The organism is Pseudarthrobacter sp. 1G09, assembly GCF_050038305.1.
Lineage (GTDB): Bacteria > Actinomycetota > Actinomycetes > Actinomycetales > Micrococcaceae > Arthrobacter > Arthrobacter equi.
The window spans coordinates 502,540-520,205 of the sequence record NZ_CP188306.1 but is presented as its reverse complement, the minus strand read 5'-3'; the positions used below and the strand labels follow the sequence as shown (position 1 = coordinate 520,205).

Annotated in this window: 19 protein-coding genes; 10 read left to right on the top strand and 9 right to left on the bottom strand. The window is 67.6% G+C overall.

Annotated features, from left to right (window positions below; translation table 11 throughout):
- Positions 1-9 precede the first annotated feature (9 nt).
- Both ACP3TD_RS02435 and ACP3TD_RS02430 read right to left on the bottom strand, forming a co-directional pair.
- Positions 10-585 (bottom strand): tripartite tricarboxylate transporter TctB family protein, encoded by a 576-nt coding sequence (locus ACP3TD_RS02435; RefSeq protein ID WP_426765198.1) that lies wholly within the window; start codon positions 583-585, stop codon positions 10-12.
- A gap of 5 nt (positions 586-590) precedes the next feature.
- Positions 591-1,601, bottom strand: coding sequence for a tripartite tricarboxylate transporter substrate binding protein (locus ACP3TD_RS02430; protein WP_426765196.1), 1,011 nt, complete (start codon positions 1,599-1,601; stop codon positions 591-593).
- A 140-nt stretch (positions 1,602-1,741) separates the two neighbouring features.
- Here ACP3TD_RS02430 and ACP3TD_RS02425 point away from each other — a divergent pair, with 140 nt between their 5' ends.
- From ACP3TD_RS02425 to ACP3TD_RS02410, 4 genes are all read left to right on the top strand, one after another.
- Complete coding sequence (locus tag ACP3TD_RS02425; RefSeq protein ID WP_426765195.1) at positions 1,742-2,626, top strand: LysR family transcriptional regulator; 885 nt, start codon at positions 1,742-1,744, stop codon at positions 2,624-2,626.
- Between the two features lie 177 nt (positions 2,627-2,803).
- Positions 2,804-3,718: a 5-dehydro-4-deoxyglucarate dehydratase gene (gene kdgD / locus ACP3TD_RS02420; protein WP_426765194.1), complete on the top strand. Its 915-nt coding sequence runs from the start codon at positions 2,804-2,806 to the stop codon at positions 3,716-3,718.
- 27 nt (positions 3,719-3,745) lie between these two features.
- Positions 3,746-5,359 (top strand): aldehyde dehydrogenase (NADP(+)), encoded by a 1,614-nt coding sequence (locus tag ACP3TD_RS02415; RefSeq protein WP_426765193.1) that lies wholly within the window; start codon positions 3,746-3,748, stop codon positions 5,357-5,359.
- On the top strand, positions 5,356-6,684 hold the full coding sequence (locus ACP3TD_RS02410) for an enolase C-terminal domain-like protein (RefSeq protein ID WP_426765192.1): 1,329 nt from the start codon (positions 5,356-5,358) through the stop codon (positions 6,682-6,684). Before ACP3TD_RS02415 ends, ACP3TD_RS02410 begins: the two co-directional genes overlap by 4 nt.
- A 19-nt stretch (positions 6,685-6,703) precedes the next feature.
- On the opposite strand, the gene ACP3TD_RS02405 is transcribed toward ACP3TD_RS02410, so the two are convergent.
- Positions 6,704-7,942 (bottom strand): beta-ketoacyl-[acyl-carrier-protein] synthase family protein, encoded by a 1,239-nt coding sequence (locus ACP3TD_RS02405; RefSeq protein WP_426765191.1) that lies wholly within the window; start codon positions 7,940-7,942, stop codon positions 6,704-6,706.
- Between the two features lie 8 nt (positions 7,943-7,950).
- Positions 7,951-9,564: a peptide chain release factor 3 gene (locus tag ACP3TD_RS02400; protein ID WP_426765190.1), complete on the bottom strand. Its 1,614-nt coding sequence runs from the start codon at positions 9,562-9,564 to the stop codon at positions 7,951-7,953.
- A gap of 141 nt (positions 9,565-9,705) precedes the next feature.
- Between ACP3TD_RS02400 and ACP3TD_RS02395 the strand changes: the two genes are divergently transcribed.
- From ACP3TD_RS02395 to disA, 3 genes are all read left to right on the top strand, one after another.
- Positions 9,706-9,912 carry a hypothetical protein gene (locus tag ACP3TD_RS02395; protein ID WP_426765189.1) on the top strand — a complete coding sequence of 69 codons (207 nt, stop codon included), beginning with the start codon at positions 9,706-9,708 and terminating at the stop codon, positions 9,910-9,912.
- 95 nt (positions 9,913-10,007) lie between these two features.
- Positions 10,008-10,499: a 2'-5' RNA ligase family protein gene (locus ACP3TD_RS02390; protein WP_426765188.1), complete on the top strand. Its 492-nt coding sequence runs from the start codon at positions 10,008-10,010 to the stop codon at positions 10,497-10,499.
- Positions 10,500-10,763: 264 nt separating this feature from the next.
- Positions 10,764-11,840, top strand: coding sequence for a DNA integrity scanning diadenylate cyclase DisA (disA, locus tag ACP3TD_RS02385; protein WP_015935570.1), 1,077 nt, complete (start codon positions 10,764-10,766; stop codon positions 11,838-11,840).
- 86 nt (positions 11,841-11,926) lie between these two features.
- On the opposite strand, the gene ACP3TD_RS02380 is transcribed toward disA, so the two are convergent.
- Positions 11,927-12,616 carry a hypothetical protein gene (locus ACP3TD_RS02380; RefSeq protein WP_426765187.1) on the bottom strand — a complete coding sequence of 230 codons (690 nt, stop codon included), beginning with the start codon at positions 12,614-12,616 and terminating at the stop codon, positions 11,927-11,929.
- 196 nt (positions 12,617-12,812) lie between these two features.
- Here ACP3TD_RS02380 and ACP3TD_RS02375 point away from each other — a divergent pair, with 196 nt between their 5' ends.
- From ACP3TD_RS02375 to ACP3TD_RS02365, 3 genes are all read left to right on the top strand, one after another.
- On the top strand, positions 12,813-13,739 hold the full coding sequence (locus tag ACP3TD_RS02375) for an A/G-specific adenine glycosylase (RefSeq protein ID WP_426765186.1): 927 nt from the start codon (positions 12,813-12,815) through the stop codon (positions 13,737-13,739).
- A gap of 50 nt (positions 13,740-13,789) precedes the next feature.
- Positions 13,790-14,221 (top strand): DUF3592 domain-containing protein, encoded by a 432-nt coding sequence (locus tag ACP3TD_RS02370; RefSeq protein WP_426765185.1) that lies wholly within the window; start codon positions 13,790-13,792, stop codon positions 14,219-14,221.
- Between the two features lie 105 nt (positions 14,222-14,326).
- Complete coding sequence (locus tag ACP3TD_RS02365; RefSeq protein ID WP_426765184.1) at positions 14,327-14,815, top strand: hypothetical protein; 489 nt, start codon at positions 14,327-14,329, stop codon at positions 14,813-14,815.
- A gap of 69 nt (positions 14,816-14,884) precedes the next feature.
- Here ACP3TD_RS02365 and ACP3TD_RS02360 read toward each other — a convergent pair whose 3' ends face one another.
- The 4 genes from ACP3TD_RS02360 to dhaK all read right to left on the bottom strand — a co-directional run bounded on the left by ACP3TD_RS02360 (position 14,885) and on the right by dhaK (position 17,508).
- Positions 14,885-15,052, bottom strand: a complete 168-nt coding sequence (locus ACP3TD_RS02360) for a hypothetical protein (protein ID WP_426765183.1) — start codon at positions 15,050-15,052, stop codon at positions 14,885-14,887.
- Positions 15,053-15,182: 130 nt separating this feature from the next.
- Entirely contained in the window at positions 15,183-15,875 is a 693-nt protein-coding gene (gene dhaM, locus ACP3TD_RS02355; protein WP_426765182.1) for a dihydroxyacetone kinase phosphoryl donor subunit DhaM, read from the bottom strand.
- Positions 15,872-16,504 (bottom strand): dihydroxyacetone kinase subunit DhaL, encoded by a 633-nt coding sequence (dhaL, locus tag ACP3TD_RS02350; RefSeq protein WP_426765181.1) that lies wholly within the window; start codon positions 16,502-16,504, stop codon positions 15,872-15,874. Before dhaL ends, dhaM begins: the two co-directional genes overlap by 4 nt.
- 2 nt (positions 16,505-16,506) lie before the next feature.
- Positions 16,507-17,508 (bottom strand): dihydroxyacetone kinase subunit DhaK, encoded by a 1,002-nt coding sequence (gene dhaK / locus ACP3TD_RS02345; RefSeq protein ID WP_426765180.1) that lies wholly within the window; start codon positions 17,506-17,508, stop codon positions 16,507-16,509.
- Between the last annotated feature and the right edge of the window lie 158 nt (positions 17,509-17,666).

Here is a 17,666-nt window from a genome sequence, read left to right as displayed (position 1 = left end):
GGTGGTCTCCTAGAAGAGGTGGGGAATGGAGGTGCCCAGGGCCAGAATGAAGATCGCGTAGAACGCAACCACAACCAGGACACTGACCAGGATGGTTGAGCGCCAGGTTTCGCCGCCGAGGAATTTCATCCAGATGACGCACAGGACCAGGGCGGGGATTTCGAAGCCGATCACCGGCATCAGTGCAACCATCGTGGCGAGGGTTGCCAGGCCAATCAGCGGGGCGAACGACATCCGGGTGAATTTCTCCGCGTCCCGGTTGCGCCGGCCCAGGATCAGCTGGAAGAGCCCGAGGGCCACCATCACGCAGCTGGCCATGAAGGGCCACAGCCCGGGCTGCGGGGCGGACAGGGTTCCCAGGCCCATGGCCACTGAGAGGACCAGTGCGCCGATACCGACGCCGAGCACCACCAGGGAGGACGCGGCATTGGCCAGCGGCCCGGCAGCGGGAGGCTTTTCCTCCTCCCATTGCGCGGCGAGCTGCTCCGGGGTCAGGGCTTCGGGCAGTTCGCTGGGGGCGTCCGCGCCGGGCGTGACGGCGGTGCTGCCGTCACGCCCGGCGGATACTGCTGGAGTTGTCTCCATGGTTCTTACTTGTTCCCGCCGAGGCTGATGTCGTACTTCTCCACCAGCTCCTTGTACTTCTCGGCGTAGCCCTTCCACTCAGTGACAACTTCCTCGCCGCTGAGCTCCTTGGGCGTCAACAGGTTCTTCTTGTTGAACTCCTTGTAGGCATCAGTTTTGAAGGTGTCCTGGAAGGATGCCAGAAGCTTGTCCTTGACCTCCTGCGGGGTGCCCTTGGGCGCTGCCACCGCACGGTACTGGGCCACCGGGACGTCGTAGCCGGCTTCCTTGGCTGACGGCACGTCGGGCAGGAAGCTGTTGCGCTCTTCTGAGAAGACGAGCAGCGGGGAGACCTTGCCGGCTTCGATTTGCGCCATGGCCTCGCCGAGCTGGATGGTGGCCAGTTCAACCTGGTTGCCCAGGACGGCGGTGAGTGCTGGCTTGCCGCTGTCGAAGGGGACGTCGGTGCCCTTCACGTTGGCCTGCTTGAACAGGACGGTCTGGGCCAGCTGGCTGCCGGTGCCCACACCCGTGGTGCCGAACGTGACGTTGCGGCCGGCGTTGGTGACATCCTTGAAGCTCTTGAATCCTGACTGCTGGCTGGCCACGAGGACGTAGTCGTCCTGCGACAGCCCGGCAATGATGTCCAGGTCATCGATGTTCACGGCTTCGTCGGCGCTGACGGCCAGCGGGGTGATGGTGATCAGCGATGCGGTGAGCAGTACCAGCTCCTGACCGTCTGCGGTCTTGCCTGCCACTTCCTTGGTGGCGAGGGCTCCGTTGGCACCGGGTTTGTTGACCACGGGCATGGGGGAACCGAGGGTCTTGGTAGCCCCTTCAGCCAGGGCACGGGCGATGAGGTCGGTGCTGCCACCGGCCGCCTGGCCGACGGTGAGCGTGACAGGACCGCTGGGGAACTTGGACGAATTGCCGGCTGCGGCGCCGCCGCCAACGTTGCCGCCGCATGCCGTCAGGGCCAGCAGCGTAAAGGCCGACGCGGTGCCGAGGATGGCGCGGCGGGTGGGGAAGTGCTTCATTGGAACTCCTCATTAAGTCTCCGGGTGGGGCCCGGAACAATCTGTGAACCGGGTCACCCCGTTCGCTTTGTCGAGTGTAGGGAGCGGTTATGATGCCTGTCTAAGCCCATATCTGCATCATTTGATACCCGGAAGGCATCATGTTTACTTTCGACCAGTTGGCCGGTTTCATCGCCGTGGCCGAGGAGCTCCACTTCGGGCGTGCGGCCGAACGGCTGAACATGACGCAGCCGCCGCTGAGCCGGCAGATCCAGAAGCTGGAAAAGATCGTCGGGGCGGAACTGCTGGAACGGGACAACAGGAAAGTCACCCTGACCTCCGCCGGCGAAGCCTTCCTGGACGAGGCCCGGCGGCTGATGGCACTTGCAGAGAGGGCGCCTGCCGCCGCCCGGCGGATCGCCTCCGGGCGGTCGGGTGTCCTGCGGGTGGGGTTTACCGCAGCCAGCGGCTTCAGCATCCTGGGCCCCCTCCTGGGGGAACTGGCGGCCATCATTCCGGACGTGGACATCGACCTGCAGGAACTGGTGACCGGTGAGCAGCTCAGCGGCCTCCTTACCGGAGAACTCGACCTGGGGCTGGCGCGGCCGCCGTTCGACAGTGAGACCTTCGATTCACACCTTCTCTACCGCGAGTCCATGATGATAGCGGTGCCGGCCGGGCACCCGCTGACGCTCTTGGCACGGGACATCACGGCCGAGGACTTCAAGGACGAACCCTTGATCATGCACTCTCCCACCCAGGCCCGGTATTTCTACGACCTGGTGGTGCGGATGCTGCCGGTCCGCCACGCCAACGTGGTGCACACCGTCAGCCAGATCCTCACCATGGTTTCCCTGGTGGCCGCCGGCCGCGGCCTTGCCTTCGTGCCGCACTCCGCCACCCTGCTGGGCATCAAGGACGTGGAGTTCCTGCCGCTCGAGGCCGGGCGCGGGGAGGAAGTGGAACTGCACGCGCTGTGGAACCGCAGGATCACCAACCCCGCTTTGGCCCGGCTGCTGCGCGACCTCGAGTTCGCTATGGAGTGATCCCCCGGCGGCTCGCCACGCGGCACGAGATGCCTCTGGGTGCGTGCGGCACCATGATGCAACAAAGGTATCAATACATATAAAAATACACTTAGACAGGCATCGGCGGCGCTCCTACGCTGGGAGGGAATCATCAGCCTGCCGCCTTCGCGGCGCACACACCCGGAGGACCACACCGTGGCAAAGTACACCCCCCAGGAACTGGCGGACACCCTCAAGGAAGGCCTGCTGTCCTTCCCCGTGACGTCGTTCGACGCCAACCTCCAGTTCGATGAGGAGAACTACCGCAAGCACCTGTCCTGGCAGGCAAGCTTCCCCGTGGCCGGCCTCTTCGCCGCCGGCGGCACCGGCGAAGGCTTCTCCCTGACCCCCGCGGAGTCCGAGCGCGTGGTCCGCACCGCCGTCGACGAAGTGGGCAGCCGCGTTCCGGTCCTGGCCTCCGCCGGCGGATCCACCGCCCAGGCGATCGAAAACGCCCAGGCCGCGGAAGCTGCCGGCGCCGACGGCATCCTGCTCTTGCCGCCGTACCTGACCGAAGCCGACCAGGCCGGCCTGGTGGAGCACGTCAGCGCCGTCTGCCGCGCCACCTCCCTCGGCGTCATCATTTACAACCGTGCCAACGCCATCTACAAGGACACCACCGTGGCCACCCTTGCGGACCGCCACGAGAATCTCATCGGCTTCAAGGACGGCGTGGGCGACCTCGAGCACGATGCCCGCGTCTACGCCAAGCTCGGCGACCGGCTCTTCTACCTCGGCGGCCTCCCAACCGCCGAAACCTTCGCGCTGCCGCTGCTGCAGCTGGGGATGAGCACCTACTCCAGCGCCATGTACAACTTCGTTCCGCAATTCGCCCTGGATTTCTACCAGGACGTCCGCAACCAGGACCGCGCCGCCGTGAACAAGAAGCTGAACGACTTCGTCATCCCCTACCTGGACATCCGCGACCGCGTGAAGGGCTACTCTGTCTCCATCGTCAAGGGCGGCCTGGACGCCATCGGCCGTTCCGCGGGCCCGGTGCGCACGCCGCTGCAGAACCTGGCGCCGCAGGACCTCGCGGACCTCAAAGCCCTCATCGCCACCGTTTCCTAGCCGTCACCGAAGACACAGGAGCAATCCATGACCCTCACCGGACATTCACTCATCGCAGGCCGGACGGTTGCCGGCGAAGGCAAGACCACCTTCGGGTTCAACCCCGCCACCAACGAGGCCCTCGACCCCGCCTACACGCTGCTCACCGAAGAACAGCTCGCGACGGCCACCACGGCAGCGAAGGAAGCCTTCCCCTCCTTCAGCACCCTGGACCCGGAAACCCACGCCGCCTTCCTGGAGTCCATCGCAGACAACATCGAAGCCATCGGAGACGAACTGCTGGTCCGTGCCGGACAGGAAACCGGGCTCCCGGCCGCCCGGCTCACCGGTGAGCGTGCCCGCACCACCGGCCAGCTGCGCCTCTTCGCCGCCGTGGTCCGCCAGGGCGACTTCCGCGGCGTCCGCATCGACCCCGCCATCCCGGACCGGGCACCGCTGCCCCGCGCAGACATCCGCCAGCGGCAGATCCCGCTTGGCCCCGTGGCCGTGTTCGGCGCCAGCAACTTCCCGCTGGCCTTCTCGACGGCGGGCGGCGACACCGCCTCGGCCCTCGCCGCCGGCTGCCCCGTAGTCTTCAAGGCCCACAACGCCCACCCCGGCACCAGCGAGCTCGTAGGCCAGGCCATCAGCAAAGCCGTCCAGGACAACGGCCTGCACCCCGGAGTCTTCTCACTGATCTACGGGCCCGGCTCCAGCATCGGCCAGGCCCTCGTGGCAGACCCCGCCATCAAGGCCGTCGGGTTCACGGGATCCCAATCCGCCGGCATCGCCCTCATGAAGACCGCTGCCGCGCGCCCCGAACCCATCCCGGTCTACGCCGAAATGTCCTCCCTGAACCCCGTTTTCGTCTTCGACGGCGCCCTCGCCGGCAGCCCCGAAAGCATCGACGCCCTCGCCGCCGCCTACGTCACCGCCGTCACCGGATCCTCCGGGCAGCTCTGCACCTCCCCCGGCCTGCTCTTCGCCCCCGCAGGCGAGGCCGGCGACAAACTCGCCGCCGCCGTCGGACGCGCCGTGGCCGCCAGCGCCGGGCAGACCATGCTCACCGCAGGCATCGCCGGGTCCTGGAACACCGGCACCGAGGCACTCGGCGCAGCGCACGGCGTCGAACTCATCGGCCAGGGCACCCCGGGGCCCACCGAAAACGCCCCCGCACCGGCGATCTTCGGCACCGGCGTTGACCAGTTCACCACCAACCACGTCCTGCACCAGGAAATCTTCGGCGCCGCCTCCCTGGTGATCCGCTACACCGACACCGCGGACCTGCTCAAGGCAGCCTCCCGGATCGAGGGCCAGCTCACCGCGTCCCTGCACCTCACCGAGGCAGACTACGCAACAGCGGCGCCCCTGATCCCCGTCCTCGAACAGAAAGTGGGCCGCATCATCGTCAACGGCTGGCCCACCGGCGTCGAAGTAGGCCACGCCATGGTCCACGGCGGCCCCTTCCCCGCCACCTCCGACACCCGCACCACCTCCGTCGGAACCCTCGCCATCAACCGGTTCCTCCGCCCGGTGGCCTACCAGAACATCCCCCAGGAACTGCTCCCGGCACCCCTGCAGGACGCCAACCCCTGGCACCTCAACCGCCGCATCGACGGAGACGTCGTGGCAGCGCCCGAGAAGGCAGAGGTGGGGGCATGAGCGGCCAGCCCACCATTGCCGGCATTGAGGTAGTACCGGTCGCCGGGCACGACAGCATGCTGATGAACCTCAGCGGAGCCCACGGCCCGTTCTTCACCCGCAACGTGGTCATTCTGACCGACTCCGACGGGCGCACCGGCCTGGGCGAGGTACCCGGTGGCGAAAAGATCCGCACCACCATCGAGGAAGCCGGAGCCCTGCTCAAGGGCAAGCCGGTGGCCCGCTACCGCTCGCTGCTGCGGGACGTCGCAGCGGAGTTCGCCGACCGCGACGCCGGTGGCCGCGGACTGCAGACCTTCGACCTGCGCACCACCGTCCACGCCGTCACGGCCGTTGAATCGGCCCTGCTGGACCTGCACGGGCAGTTCCTCGGCGTTCCCGTGGCGGAACTGCTCGGCGACGGGCAGCAGCGCACCTCGGTGCCCATGCTCGGATACCTCTTCTTCGTGGGCGACCACCGGCGGACGGACCTGCCCTACCTGGTGGAGGAATCGCCGTCGGACCGCTGGGAAGAACTCCGCCGGCAGGAGGCCATGACTCCGGAAGCCGTCGTGGCACTGGCCGAGGCCGCGCAGGAGCGCTACGGTTTCAGCGACTTCAAGCTCAAGGGCGGCGTCCTGTCCGGCGACGACGAAGTGGACGTGGTCACGGCCCTGGCCAAGCGTTTCCCGGATGCCCGGGTCACCCTGGATCCCAACGGCGGCTGGCTCCTGGACGATGCCATCCGGCTGGGTAAAAGGATGCAGGGCGTGGTGGCGTACGCCGAGGATCCGTGCGGCGCCGAAGGACGTTTCTCCGGCCGCGAGGTCATGGCCGAATTCCGCCGCGCCACCGGCCTGAAGACGGCCACCAACATGATCGCCACGGACTGGCGCGAGATGTCCCACGCCATCCGCAGCAACGCCGTGGACATCCCGCTGGCGGACCCGCACTTCTGGACCATGCACGGCTCTGTTCGGGTGGCACAGCTGTGCAACGAGTTCGGCCTTACCTGGGGCTCGCACTCCAACAACCACTTCGATATTTCGCTGGCCATGTTCACCCACACCGGTGCCGCGGCGCCGGGTGAAATCACCGCCCTGGACACGCACTGGATCTGGCAGGACGGCCAAGGCCTGACCAAGAGCCCGCTCCAGATCAAGGGCGGCGCCATCGAGGTCCCGGCCGCGCCCGGGCTGGGCATCGAACTGGACCGTGAAGCGCTGGACAGGGCACACCAGCTGTACCTGGAGCACGGGCTGGACGCGCGTGACGACAGCCTCGGCATGCAGTACTACGTCGACGGCTGGTCCTTCGATCCGAAGCGGCCCTGCCTGGTCAGGTAGGACTGCGGCGGCAGGCGACTCAGTTGCCCGCGATCACCAACGCCACGCTGTGGCCGCCGAAGCCGAACGCGTTGACCAGCCCTGCCCGGGGAGAGCCGGCGGCCAGCCCGTGCGCGGTTTCGGTAATGACGTTCAGGTCCACCTCGGGATCCAGCGCCTCCACGTTCAGCGTCCCGGGAAGCTGCCCAGTGCGCAGCGCTTCAAGGACCACGACGGCGGCAAGGGCACCGGCGCCACCCAGCAGGTGGCCCGTGTGCCCCTTGGTGGAGGTCACGGGCACCTCGGGGCCAAAGATGGCGCTGATGGCCTGGCCCTCGAGCCGGTCGCCTACAGGGGTGGAGGTGGCGTGGGCGTGGACGAAGCCGATGTCCGCCGGTTCCATCCCGGCCGAGGCCAGTGCTTTTTGCATGACGCGGCGCTGCATGGCCGGGTCCGCGGCCACGATGTCGTTCGCGTCGGAAGTCACTGCACCCCCGGCAACTTCCCCGAGGATTGCGGCGCCCCGGGCACGGGCGTGGCTTTCGCTCTCCAGCACCACCATCCCTGCCCCTTCGGACAGCACGAAGCCATCCCGGCCGCCGTCGAAAGGCCGTGATGCTTCCGCCGGGTCCCCCGGGCGCGTGGACAGCGCACGGATCTGGGAAAAGCCGCTGATCACGAGGTCGTTGACGGAGGCGTCCACGCCGCCGGCAATGACGACGTCGGCAGCACCGGAGCGGATCATCTCGGCTGCCTGGACAATCGCCTCAGCCCCGGAGGCGCAGGCGCTCACGGGAGTACGTGCACCGCCGCGGGCACCGAGGTCGATGGACACCCAGGCGGCGGGGCCGTTGACCATCAGCCGGGTCAGCGTGTGCGGCGAGACCTTGCGGGGGCCGGACGCCGCCAGCACCCGGTCCTGCTCGATGGTGGAACCCAGCCCGCCGTATGCGGAGCCGATCACCACGGCGAACCGTTCCGGGTCCACCTCAGGAGCGCCCGCCTGGGACCAGGCTTCGCGGGCGGCGATGAGTGCCAGCTGGCCGCACCGGTCCATGCGCTTCAGCTCCCGGGTGCTGAGGTGCTGCGAGAGGTCCGCGGCCACCTGTCCGGCGATCTTGACGGGCAGCTGCCCGGCCCAGTCCCCGGTCAGGGCGGTGATGCCGGATTTCCCGGCGAGCAGTGCCTGCCAGGTCTCCGCCACGGAGGCGCCCAGCGGGTTGATGGTGCCGGCGCCGGTAACGAGGGCGCGCGGCTGGGCCGTGGTGGGTTCCGTCATTGGGGCCCTTACTTTGCGGGGTTGTGCGTGCCGATGGGCACCAGGGTCAGGTCCGGGTGGTTCTTTTCGATCCGGCGCAGGGCCCAGACGTCGTTGAACAGGGCGAGGTATTCGCCGTCCGACCGCAGGAGCACCTCCGCGCCCGGAACGTTGGCCAGCGCGGGCATGGCGTCCGCCGTCGAGATCCTGGCCAGCGAGTAGGGCAGGCGCTCCAGGCGCATGGGGGCGCTGAAGTCGTGCGCCATCCTGTCCTCCACCACTTCGAACTGCATGGGGCCGACGGCGGCGAGCACCGGCGCCTGGTCCCCGCGGACGTCGGAGCGGAGCACCTGGATGACGCCCTCATGCTCGAGCTGTTCGATGCCGCGGCGGAACTGCTTGAACTTGCTGGGGTCCTTGGACCGGGCCACTTGGAAGTGTTCGGGGGCGAACAGCGGGATGGCCGGGTATTCCACCGGGTCCTCGAGGAACAGGCTGTCTCCCACGCGCAGGGAGGAGGCGTTGACCAGTCCCACCACGTCGCCGGGGTACGCCTCGTCGATGACTTCGCGTTCGCGGCCGAACACCTGCTGGGCGTATTTGGTGGCGAAGGACTTGCCGGTGCGGGTCTGGGTGACCACCATGCCGCGTTCGAAGACGCCGGAGCAGACGCGGATGAAGGCCACGTGGTCGCGGTGGGCCTTGTTCATGCCGGCCTGGACCTTGAACACAAAGCCGGAGAACGGGGATTCGACGGGGCGGGGGCTGCCGTCCACGTCGGGGCGGGGTGCAGCGGGCGGGGCGAAGTCCACCAGCGCGTCCAGCAACTCCTTGACGCCGAAGTTGAGCGCGGCGGAGCTGAACAGGATGGGGGTGGCCTTGCCGGCGTGGAAGGCGTCGACGTCGAACTCGAGGTTGGACTCGACCACCAGGCCGGCCTCATCCACGGCGTCGGACCAGTTGCTGCCTTGGCTTTCGGCGGCTTCCTCCGGGGTGAAGTACTCGGTAAGCGCGATCTGGGCGCCTGCGTTGTTGCGCTGGAACCGGGCGAACCGGTCGTTGCGCAGGTCCCAGACACCGCGGAAGTCACCGGAGATGCCCACGGCCCAGGTCAGCGGCATGGGCTGCAGGCCGGTGCGTTCGGTGATCTCGTCCATCAGCGCCAGGGCGTCCAGGCCGGGCCGGTCCCACTTGTTGATGACGGTGATGATGGGCAGGTTCCGCTGCTTGCAGACCTCGAAAAGCTTCATGGTCTGGGTTTCCAGGCCCTTGGCGGCGTCCACCAGCATCACGGCGCAGTCGACGGCGGCCAGCACGCGGTAGGTGTCCTCGGAGAAGTCGGCGTGGCCGGGGGTGTCCAGGAGGTTGATGACAGTGTCCCGGTAGGAGAACTGCAGGGCCGCGGAGCTGATGGAAATGCCGCGGTCCTTCTCCATCTGCATCCAGTCCGAGACCGTTTCCTTGCGGTTGGCCTTGCCGCTGGAAGCGCCGGCGGTGCCGATCACCTTGGCGTGCAGGGCGAGGGCTTCCGTGAGGGTGGACTTGCCGGCGTCGGGGTGGGAGATGACGGCGAAGGTCCTGCGGCGGCCCGCTTCCTTGTGAATCTCATTGATCCGGGCGGGGGTCAGGACATCTTGGGACACGGTGCTACTTTCGCTGCGGTTGCGGCTGGATGAAGCCAAAGTCCAATTTTATCGCAGGCCCGCAAACCGGGGCTGGTCCGCTTAACGCCCGCGAAACCGGGAGTTCAAGGCAGCGAAACGAGGGCCCGCTACCGTGGCGGCATGACGACGCCGGGAAACCCCTTCCACGATCCCTTCGCCTCCAGCATTGCTCCTGCCAGGATGCAGGAGCACACTAGCGGCCAGGATGACGCCGGGCCGCATCCAAGGGGCGTCCAGTCGGCGGCCGAGCTGAAGGCGCTCCGGGCAGCATCGCTCGCCAGGGTCAGCAAGGACCTTGAGCGGATGCTGCGGGTCAGGGCTCGCTAAAAACGGTCTTTCATTCGCTTTTCCCTCCGGTCTTCCTCCCCGGCCTTCCGTTCCGGGATCACGCGGATTGTGTCCTGAAAAGGCATGATGGGTGCATGCGCAGCATAGAGCTGGTGTTCGACGACGATACCGAGTCCGCCATCCGGGCCGACTGGGTGCGGCTCGCCGAGGCCGGACTTCCGAGCCTTGCCAGCCATACCGGCACCAGCAACCGGCCCCACCTCACGCTCGCGGCCGGGGCGGAACTCATGGTCCCGCACCTTCACGCGTTCGATGGGGCGCTTCCCATGGAAGCCGCCTTCTCCGGTGTGCAGGTTTTTGCCGCCGGGCGGGACAGGTACGTCCTGGCCCGGTCCGTGGTGCTGACAACCCCGCTCCGCAAAGTGCACCAACGCCTGCACCGGGAGATCAGCGGCGCCGTCCCGCAAACCCTGCCCGGGGCCTGGACGCCGCATGTCACTCTGGCCCGGCGGGTTACGGGAGAACAGCTGGGCAGGGCCATGGATCTGCTGAACCTCCGGCTCAGCGGGCACATTGCGGGTGCACGGCTGTGGGACAGCAGCACAAAGTCGATCACCGGGCTCTGAGTTCCTTCCCCGGACACAGCCGGCCTCCATCCGACTGCTGCCCTACGGCCAAAGTGCATGCTGCGCGCAGTGCGGCGCAGGGTCGGTCCGGGCATTTCCGTCGCACCCCCAACGGTGCACTTTGGGGCTTGTCCATGCGGAATTTGGGGGTGGTTGCCCCTATCATTGTGCTTGCGGGAAAATGAGTACTTTTGATCCGGCCGGTGCAACAGGGATGCCGGCATTCTTGCGGGGTGTCTGCCCGCACCTTTGAAGGGAAAACTTATGGCGCGGAGCCCCGAAGAATCACTCAGGGCGACTCTGGGCAGGGTGGCCCCGGGAACTCCCCTCCGCGACGGACTTGAACGCATCCTCCGCGGCCGCACGGGTGCACTGATCGTGCTGGGCTCAGACCGCACAGTGGATTCGATCTGCTCCGGCGGTTTTGACATCGGCATCGAGTTTTCACCGACGCGCCTGCGTGAACTGGCCAAAATGGACGGCGCCATCATCTGCGACAAGGACGCCGGCAACATCCTGCGCGCGGCAGTCCAGCTGGTCCCCGACTCCAGTATCGAAACCCAGGAATCCGGAACCCGCCACCGCACCGCCGAGCGCGTGGCCATCCAGACCGGCGTTCCCGTGGTGTCCGTCAGCCAGTCCATGCAGATCATCGCCCTGTACGTCAACGGCCTGCGGCACGTTCTGGAGGGCTCCGAAAAGGTCCTGGCGCGCGCCAACCAGGCCCTGGCCACGCTGGAACGCTACCGTGCCCGGCTGGACCAGGTCACCAGCTCCCTGTCCGCCCTGGAGATCGAGGCGATGGTCACCGTCCGGGACGTGGCTGTGACGCTGCAGCGGCAGGAGATGGTCCGCCGGATCTCGGAGGAAATCTCGCAGTACGTGCTGGAACTGGGCGAAGACGGCCGCCTCCTCTCGCTCCAGCTTGATGAACTGACCGTGGGCCGCGGGCCGGGCAGCGACGTCATCATCCGCGACTACGCCGGCCCGGACGCCTCGCCCGAGGACATCGACAAGGCCGTTAGCGCCCTCCTGAACCTGGGCCCCACCGAGCTGATCGACCTCGGCAAGATTTCCGGGATTATCGGCTTCGCCGGCGGCGTGGATACGCTCGACGCCATCGTCCAGCCCCGCGGCTACCGCCTGCTTTCCGGGCTGAAGGCCGTCCCCAAGGCCGTAGCGGACCGGCTGGTGGACCACTTCGGCGGGCTGCAGTTCCTGATGGCCGCCACCATCGATGACCTGATGACCGTTGACGGCATCGGTGACCAGCGTGCACGGACTGTCCGCGAGGGCCTCAGCCGGATGGCCGAAGCCAGCCTGCTGGACCGCTTCCTCTAATTCACGCACCCCCGCCGGTACGGCCCCGAAGACCGGCCTCAAGCCGACCTGAGGGCAGGTCCGCTAAAGGCAGCTCCGCAGAGGGCCTAGTTCAGCTGGAATACAGCTTTCGGGCTGGCCTTGGAGCCGAGCTTCGCAGTGAAGATGTAGTACGCCCCGCCGGTTCCGGGCTTGGCCGCCACCGCCTGGCATCCCTCCACCGTCCGGTTCCGCTGCCACGTGAAGTTGGCTGTTTCGCTGGCACCGGGCGCCAGCGTCTTTTCCAGGTCCTCGCTGGCAGCCTGGCAGTCCTTGGACGAAAAGACCCGGTCAGCGCCACTGGTCACGAGGAACTCCATTTGCGAGGTTCCCAGGTTAACCTCGCATGCCACGGTACCGCCGTTGGTCACCTTCAGCGTGAGCCGCGGATTTTCGCCGTCGCCATAGGCCGCCTTGTCCGTGGACGCCGAGACGGTGACGAGGTTTTGGTTGCAGCCGGGGGTGGCGGACGGCGAGGGCGTCGCGGAAGTGGAGGGAGCGGCCGACGGCGGGGCCGAAGCTTCGGGGGAAGCGGCCGGCGCTGCGGTGGTGGGCATGGTGGACGAAGCCTGCTGGGAAGCTCCCCCGAGTACCCCGGAGACGGCAAAACCGGTGATCACGAAAGCGATGACCATCAGCAGCGCGCCACCAACGAACAGCCTGCGGCGCCGGTACACGGCAGCGCTGGCCTTCGGTGCACCGCCGGAGCCCGGTGCCGATGCCTTGCCGCGTGCTGGTGAACTGCCTTGCCTGACCATCCTCCTAGGCTAGGGAAAGTCCCCGGTTCTGCGGCACCACCACGCCGCCGGCAGGCCATCGCTCTGGTCACAACGCGGGCCAGGCCCGGTTTTCCGGCCCGCGAAGGGCATCCATTACAGTGTTGGCATCGATACTCAAGCCCCTCCCTTACCCGCTCCCGCCGGAACGCCGCCAACTCCCGGCGGCCCCAACCACGTGGAGTTCCTGCACCGCAGGATCACCGGCTGGTTTGCCGAAACCGCCCGCGCCCTGCCCTGGCGGGACCCCGACTGCGGCGCCTGGGGCGTGCTGGTCAGCGAGATCATGCTGCAGCAGACCCCCGTGGTGCGGGTGCTCCCTGTCTGGGAGGAATGGTTGAGACGCTGGCCCACCCCCGCAGGACTGGCGGGCGAACCAGCCGGCGCGGCTGTCCGGAACTGGGGCAGGCTGGGATACCCGCGGCGGGCCCTCCGGCTGCACGCCGCAGCAACGGCCATCGTTGAAAACCACAACGGCAGGGTCCCGGACACGTACACAGAACTGCTGGCACTGCCCGGCGTGGGCAGCTACACGGCAGCAGCTGTGGCCGCCTTCGCGTACGGACGGCGGGAAACCGTCGTCGACACCAACATCCGCCGGGTACACGCCCGGCTGGTGTCCGGCACCGCGCTTCCCGCGCCCGCGCTGACCGCTGCGGAGATGCGCCTCGCCGCCTCGCTGTTGCCGGACGACGACGCCGCCTCCGTGCGCTGGAACGCTGCGGTCATGGAGCTGGGCGCCTTGGTCTGCACTGCGCGTGCGCCGAAATGCGCCGACTGCCCGGTGATGGAATCCTGTGCGTGGCGCGCTGCCGGTGAGCCGCCGCCGTCGTACGTGCCCAAGGGCCAGGCCTGGCACGGCACCGACCGGCAGGTCCGCGGAGCCGTGATGGCCGTCCTGCGGCTGGCTGATGCGCCGGTACCCGCGGAGATGTTCCTGCAGCCGCCGGCGGACCTGGGCTTCGCCCCTGAGGGGATCGGTGTCCCGCTCGCGGCGCTGCACCGGCTCAATTCCGCGCCGGAGCAACTGGAGCGTGCCATGTCCGGGCTGCTCGCGGACGGCCTGGCGGAGATTCACGACGGCGGCTACCGGCTTCCCGCGTAAGGGCCGCCGCCGGGGTGGCATACTTTTGGGTGACTGGAACCGGGGGAACCTTGAGAATCATTCTTTACATCGTGTGGGCGCTGTTCGTTGTGGCTGCCGTCTTCGCCATGGTCCATGCCATCCGCAAGACAAGGCGCCAGGAGCAGCTGATGGCCAGCTGGCCGAAGGTGCAGGCTACCGTCACCGGCAGTGTGGCCGGCTGGACAAGCGGCGGAGGAGGCTCCAGCCGCAGCCGCCGGTTCTTTCCCACCTACCAGTTCACGGACCCGCGCGGCACCCTGTTCATGGGCAAGTCCGAGATCTCCACAGCGGCGGCGCCGGCCCCCGGGTCCCTGGTCGAGGTGGCCTACAATCCAGCCAATCCCAACGAATCACTCCAGGTTTCCTCCGCGCCCCGGACCACCCTGGGCTGCCTGGTGCCGTTCTTTGCCGTGTTCGCCATCGCCCTGTTCTGGTTCATCAGCGTCTTCCCGCTGGGCTGACCAAAGGTTTCCTTTCGGCTGTCAGAATGTGCCCGGCCATAACAATGCCGGCATCACTTCCCCGGTGGAGGCGCCTCACAGGCCCGCGGGTCCTACGCTGAAAACATGCGTAACCGGGGGCTGCTCTTGGCGCTGATGGCAGCGGCGGGACTCACCACGGGCTGCGGGCCCGGGCCAGTTGCCTGCCCGGCCATCGCCCAGGCCACGGCCGTGTCCGTGACCGTCGCGGCAGACTACGCGCCCCTCATCGGCACGCTCCACCTGAAGGCTTGCCAAAACGGCACCTGCAAGGAGGGGCCCGTTGAGCTGGCCCCCGGAAGTGCCAGCATTGACCAGGGCTGCACGCCGGACGGCGTCTGCTCCGCAACGGCCTCGCCGGACGGAACCAAGGTGGGGATGCTGATGCTGGACACGCTCACCGAATCTGCCATGACCGTCACAGCTTCCGGGACCGGCGTGGACGGCTCCGCCCTGCCGGTCCGCACGCTCGAATTCCGGCCCCGGGCGGACTATCCGTTTGGCGAACAGTGCGGCAAGTTCATCTCCGCGTCGGTGACCCTCGATGCGGCCGGCCTCAGCGATGCACTGGCCTAATAGGCCGTTTGGAATGCCTCGGGCCAGAACGGTGCAAGTTCGACCGGGCAGGCCGGAAAACAGCGCGGGCTAGAACAGTGCGGGCTGGCTGAACTGCCCGTCTGCCGGCTGGCCAAGGTCGCCCACATACTGGGGCCGCCATTCGAACCCGAGGTCCGCCAGCAGCTCTTCCACCGTGCTCTGCCCGTCCAGCACTTCGATTGCCGGGGAGTTGTCTTCGGGGTGGAGCTGTTCCATGGCATCGAGCATATTGGCAGGATCAGGCGGGGAGTTGCGGACACACCGGGCTGCCCCGATTGTGGCCAGCTGCACGCCGGTTGACGGCTCAGGGCTCAGGGCTCAGGGCTCAGGGCTCAGGGCTCAGGGCTCAGGGCTCACCGAAACCAGCCTGGACCAGGCCACCAACGTAGTTCACGGCCCGTTCCGCGTCGGCGCCCCAGGCCTCCACGTGCAGCACGGATCCCTTCCCGGCGGCCAGCGTCATCAGCGCCGTCATTGAGGCGCCGTCCACCCCGTTGACCGTGACGTCCGCTGCCAACGAGGACAGGCCGCCGGCGATTTTCGCGGCGGGCCGGGCATGCATGCCTGCCTGGTTGATCAGCTCAAAGTCACCCGTGAAATCGGGGCCCCGGCCCGTGACGGAGCCTTCCTCCACCCTCTGCCGCCCGGTGTCGTTGCCGTGGGCAGGTCCGCGTACCGCCTCGGCGGCACGCTTGACGCCCTCCACGTCTGCGCCGCCCTGGGCAGCGACGGACGCCGCCACCAGTCCTTCCACCAACGGGGCGTCGGCCAGCAGGAACTTCTCCGGGTCGTCGACGAACTCCAGCGCGGACTCCGCGGTCATCACCGCGGAACCGAGATCTGCGAGGATCACCGCGCCGTCACCGCCGGCGGCTTTGTCCAGGGCAGCCATGACCTTCTCCAGGCTGGTGCCGATCCTGCCGTCCCCGGTGCCGCCGGCTGCCAGGATCACCACGTTGGGTGCCATTTGCGCGGCAAGTTCCACGGCGCCGTCGGCAATCTTTTCGCTATGGGACACCACCACAATGCTGACTGTCATCCGGCAGCCCCAACAGCGGCCCGCAGGATCAGCGCGCTGGATACCGCGCCGGGGTCGCGGTGCCCGGCGCTGCGTTCGCCGAGGTAGCTCGCCCGGCCTTTACGTGCCACGAGCGGATCGGTGGCCACCGCCCCGGCCTCGGCAGCCTCTGCGGCGGCCATCAGGACCGCCAGGATATCGGCACTGCCGCCATCGGCAGCGGCCCGGGCAGCGTCAACTGCCGGGGTCCATGCATCAACCATGGTCTTGTCCCCGGGTTCGGCCTTGCCGCGGGCCACGATGCCGTCGCGTGCGGCAGCGAGCGCTTCTGCCCAAGCCCCGGAATCGACCTCGGCGGAGTCGCCGAGGGAGGTGGCCGCCCGGAGGAAGGCCGTGCCATAAAGGGGGCCAGCGGCGCCGCCCACCTTGGACATCAGCGTCATGGCCGTGAGCTTCATGGCTGCTCCGGGCGTCTCCGGCGTCCCCTCGCCCAGCTTGGCCACCACCGCCTGGAATCCGCGGTCCATGTTCTCGCCGTGATCAGAGTCCCCGATCGCCCGGTCCAGTTCGATCAGCTCCACGCGGTGTTCAGCCATGGCCTCGGCGCACAGGTTCAGCCACTTCACCGCCCATGCGGCATCCAGCACCATGGTCAGGCGCCCCAGCGGAGGGCGGCAGTATGCACGGGCGCATCCCACAGTTCGGTCAGCTCGTCGTCAAGCCGGAGCACGGAAATGGAGCAGCCCTGCATCTCGAGTGCAGTGATGTAGTTACCCACCAGGGACCGCTCAACGGAAGCGCCCTTGTCTTTCAGGACCTGGACGGCGCGGCGGTACACGATGTAGAGCTCGCTTTGCGGTGTCCCGCCCATGCCGTTGACGAACAAGAGCACCTTATCCCCCGAGCCGATGTTCAGGTCCGCCAGGACGGGCTCCAGCAGCCGGTCCGTGATGCCGTCCGCGTTTTCGAGCGGGATACGGTGCCTGCCCGGCTCGCCGTGGATGCCGATGCCGATTTCGATTTCGTCATCTGCGAGGTCGAAGCTGGGCTGGCCCGCGTGCGGAACGGTGCAGGCGGACAGTGCCACGCCCATGGTCCGGACGTTGGCGTTGACCCGTTCACCGATGGAGGCCACGCCGTCGAGGTCGTCACCGCGCTCCGCAGCCGCACCGGCGATCTTCTCCACCAGCACGGTGCCGCCCACACCCCTCCGGCCCGCCGTGTACAGGGAGTCCTCCACGGCAACGTCGTCGTTGACCAGGACAGTGCGGATGCTGACGCCTTCGGCTTCTGCCAGCTCGGCCGCGGTCTCGAAGTTGAGGACGTCACCGGTGTAGTTCTTGACGATATGAACCACGCCGGCGCCTGAGTTGACGGCGAGGGTGGCCGGAAGGATCTGGTCCGGCGTAGGGGAGGTGAACACCGCCCCCGGCACAGCGGCGTCGAGCATTCCCTTGCCCACGTAACCGGCGTGCAGCGGTTCATGCCCGCTGCCCCCGCCCGAAACCAGGCCTACCTTGCCGTTCACGGGCGCGTCCTTGCGCGTAATGTACATGGGATCTTCGGTGATGGTGACGAGGTCTGCGTGGGCAAGGCCGAAGCCCTGCACGGATTCCGCGACGACGGACTTGGGATCGTTGATGAGTTTCTTCATGGCGGTGCTCCTGGCTGTGCTGTGCTCCTGGAGGATGACAATCCCGACCCTACTACCGGCCGGAGGGGGTGCGGTAGGGCTCCATCCTCTGCAGACGCAGAAAAGGGACAGCCCCCAATGACTGTCCCTTTTCGTGGGCCCCCAAACCCGCCCGCCAC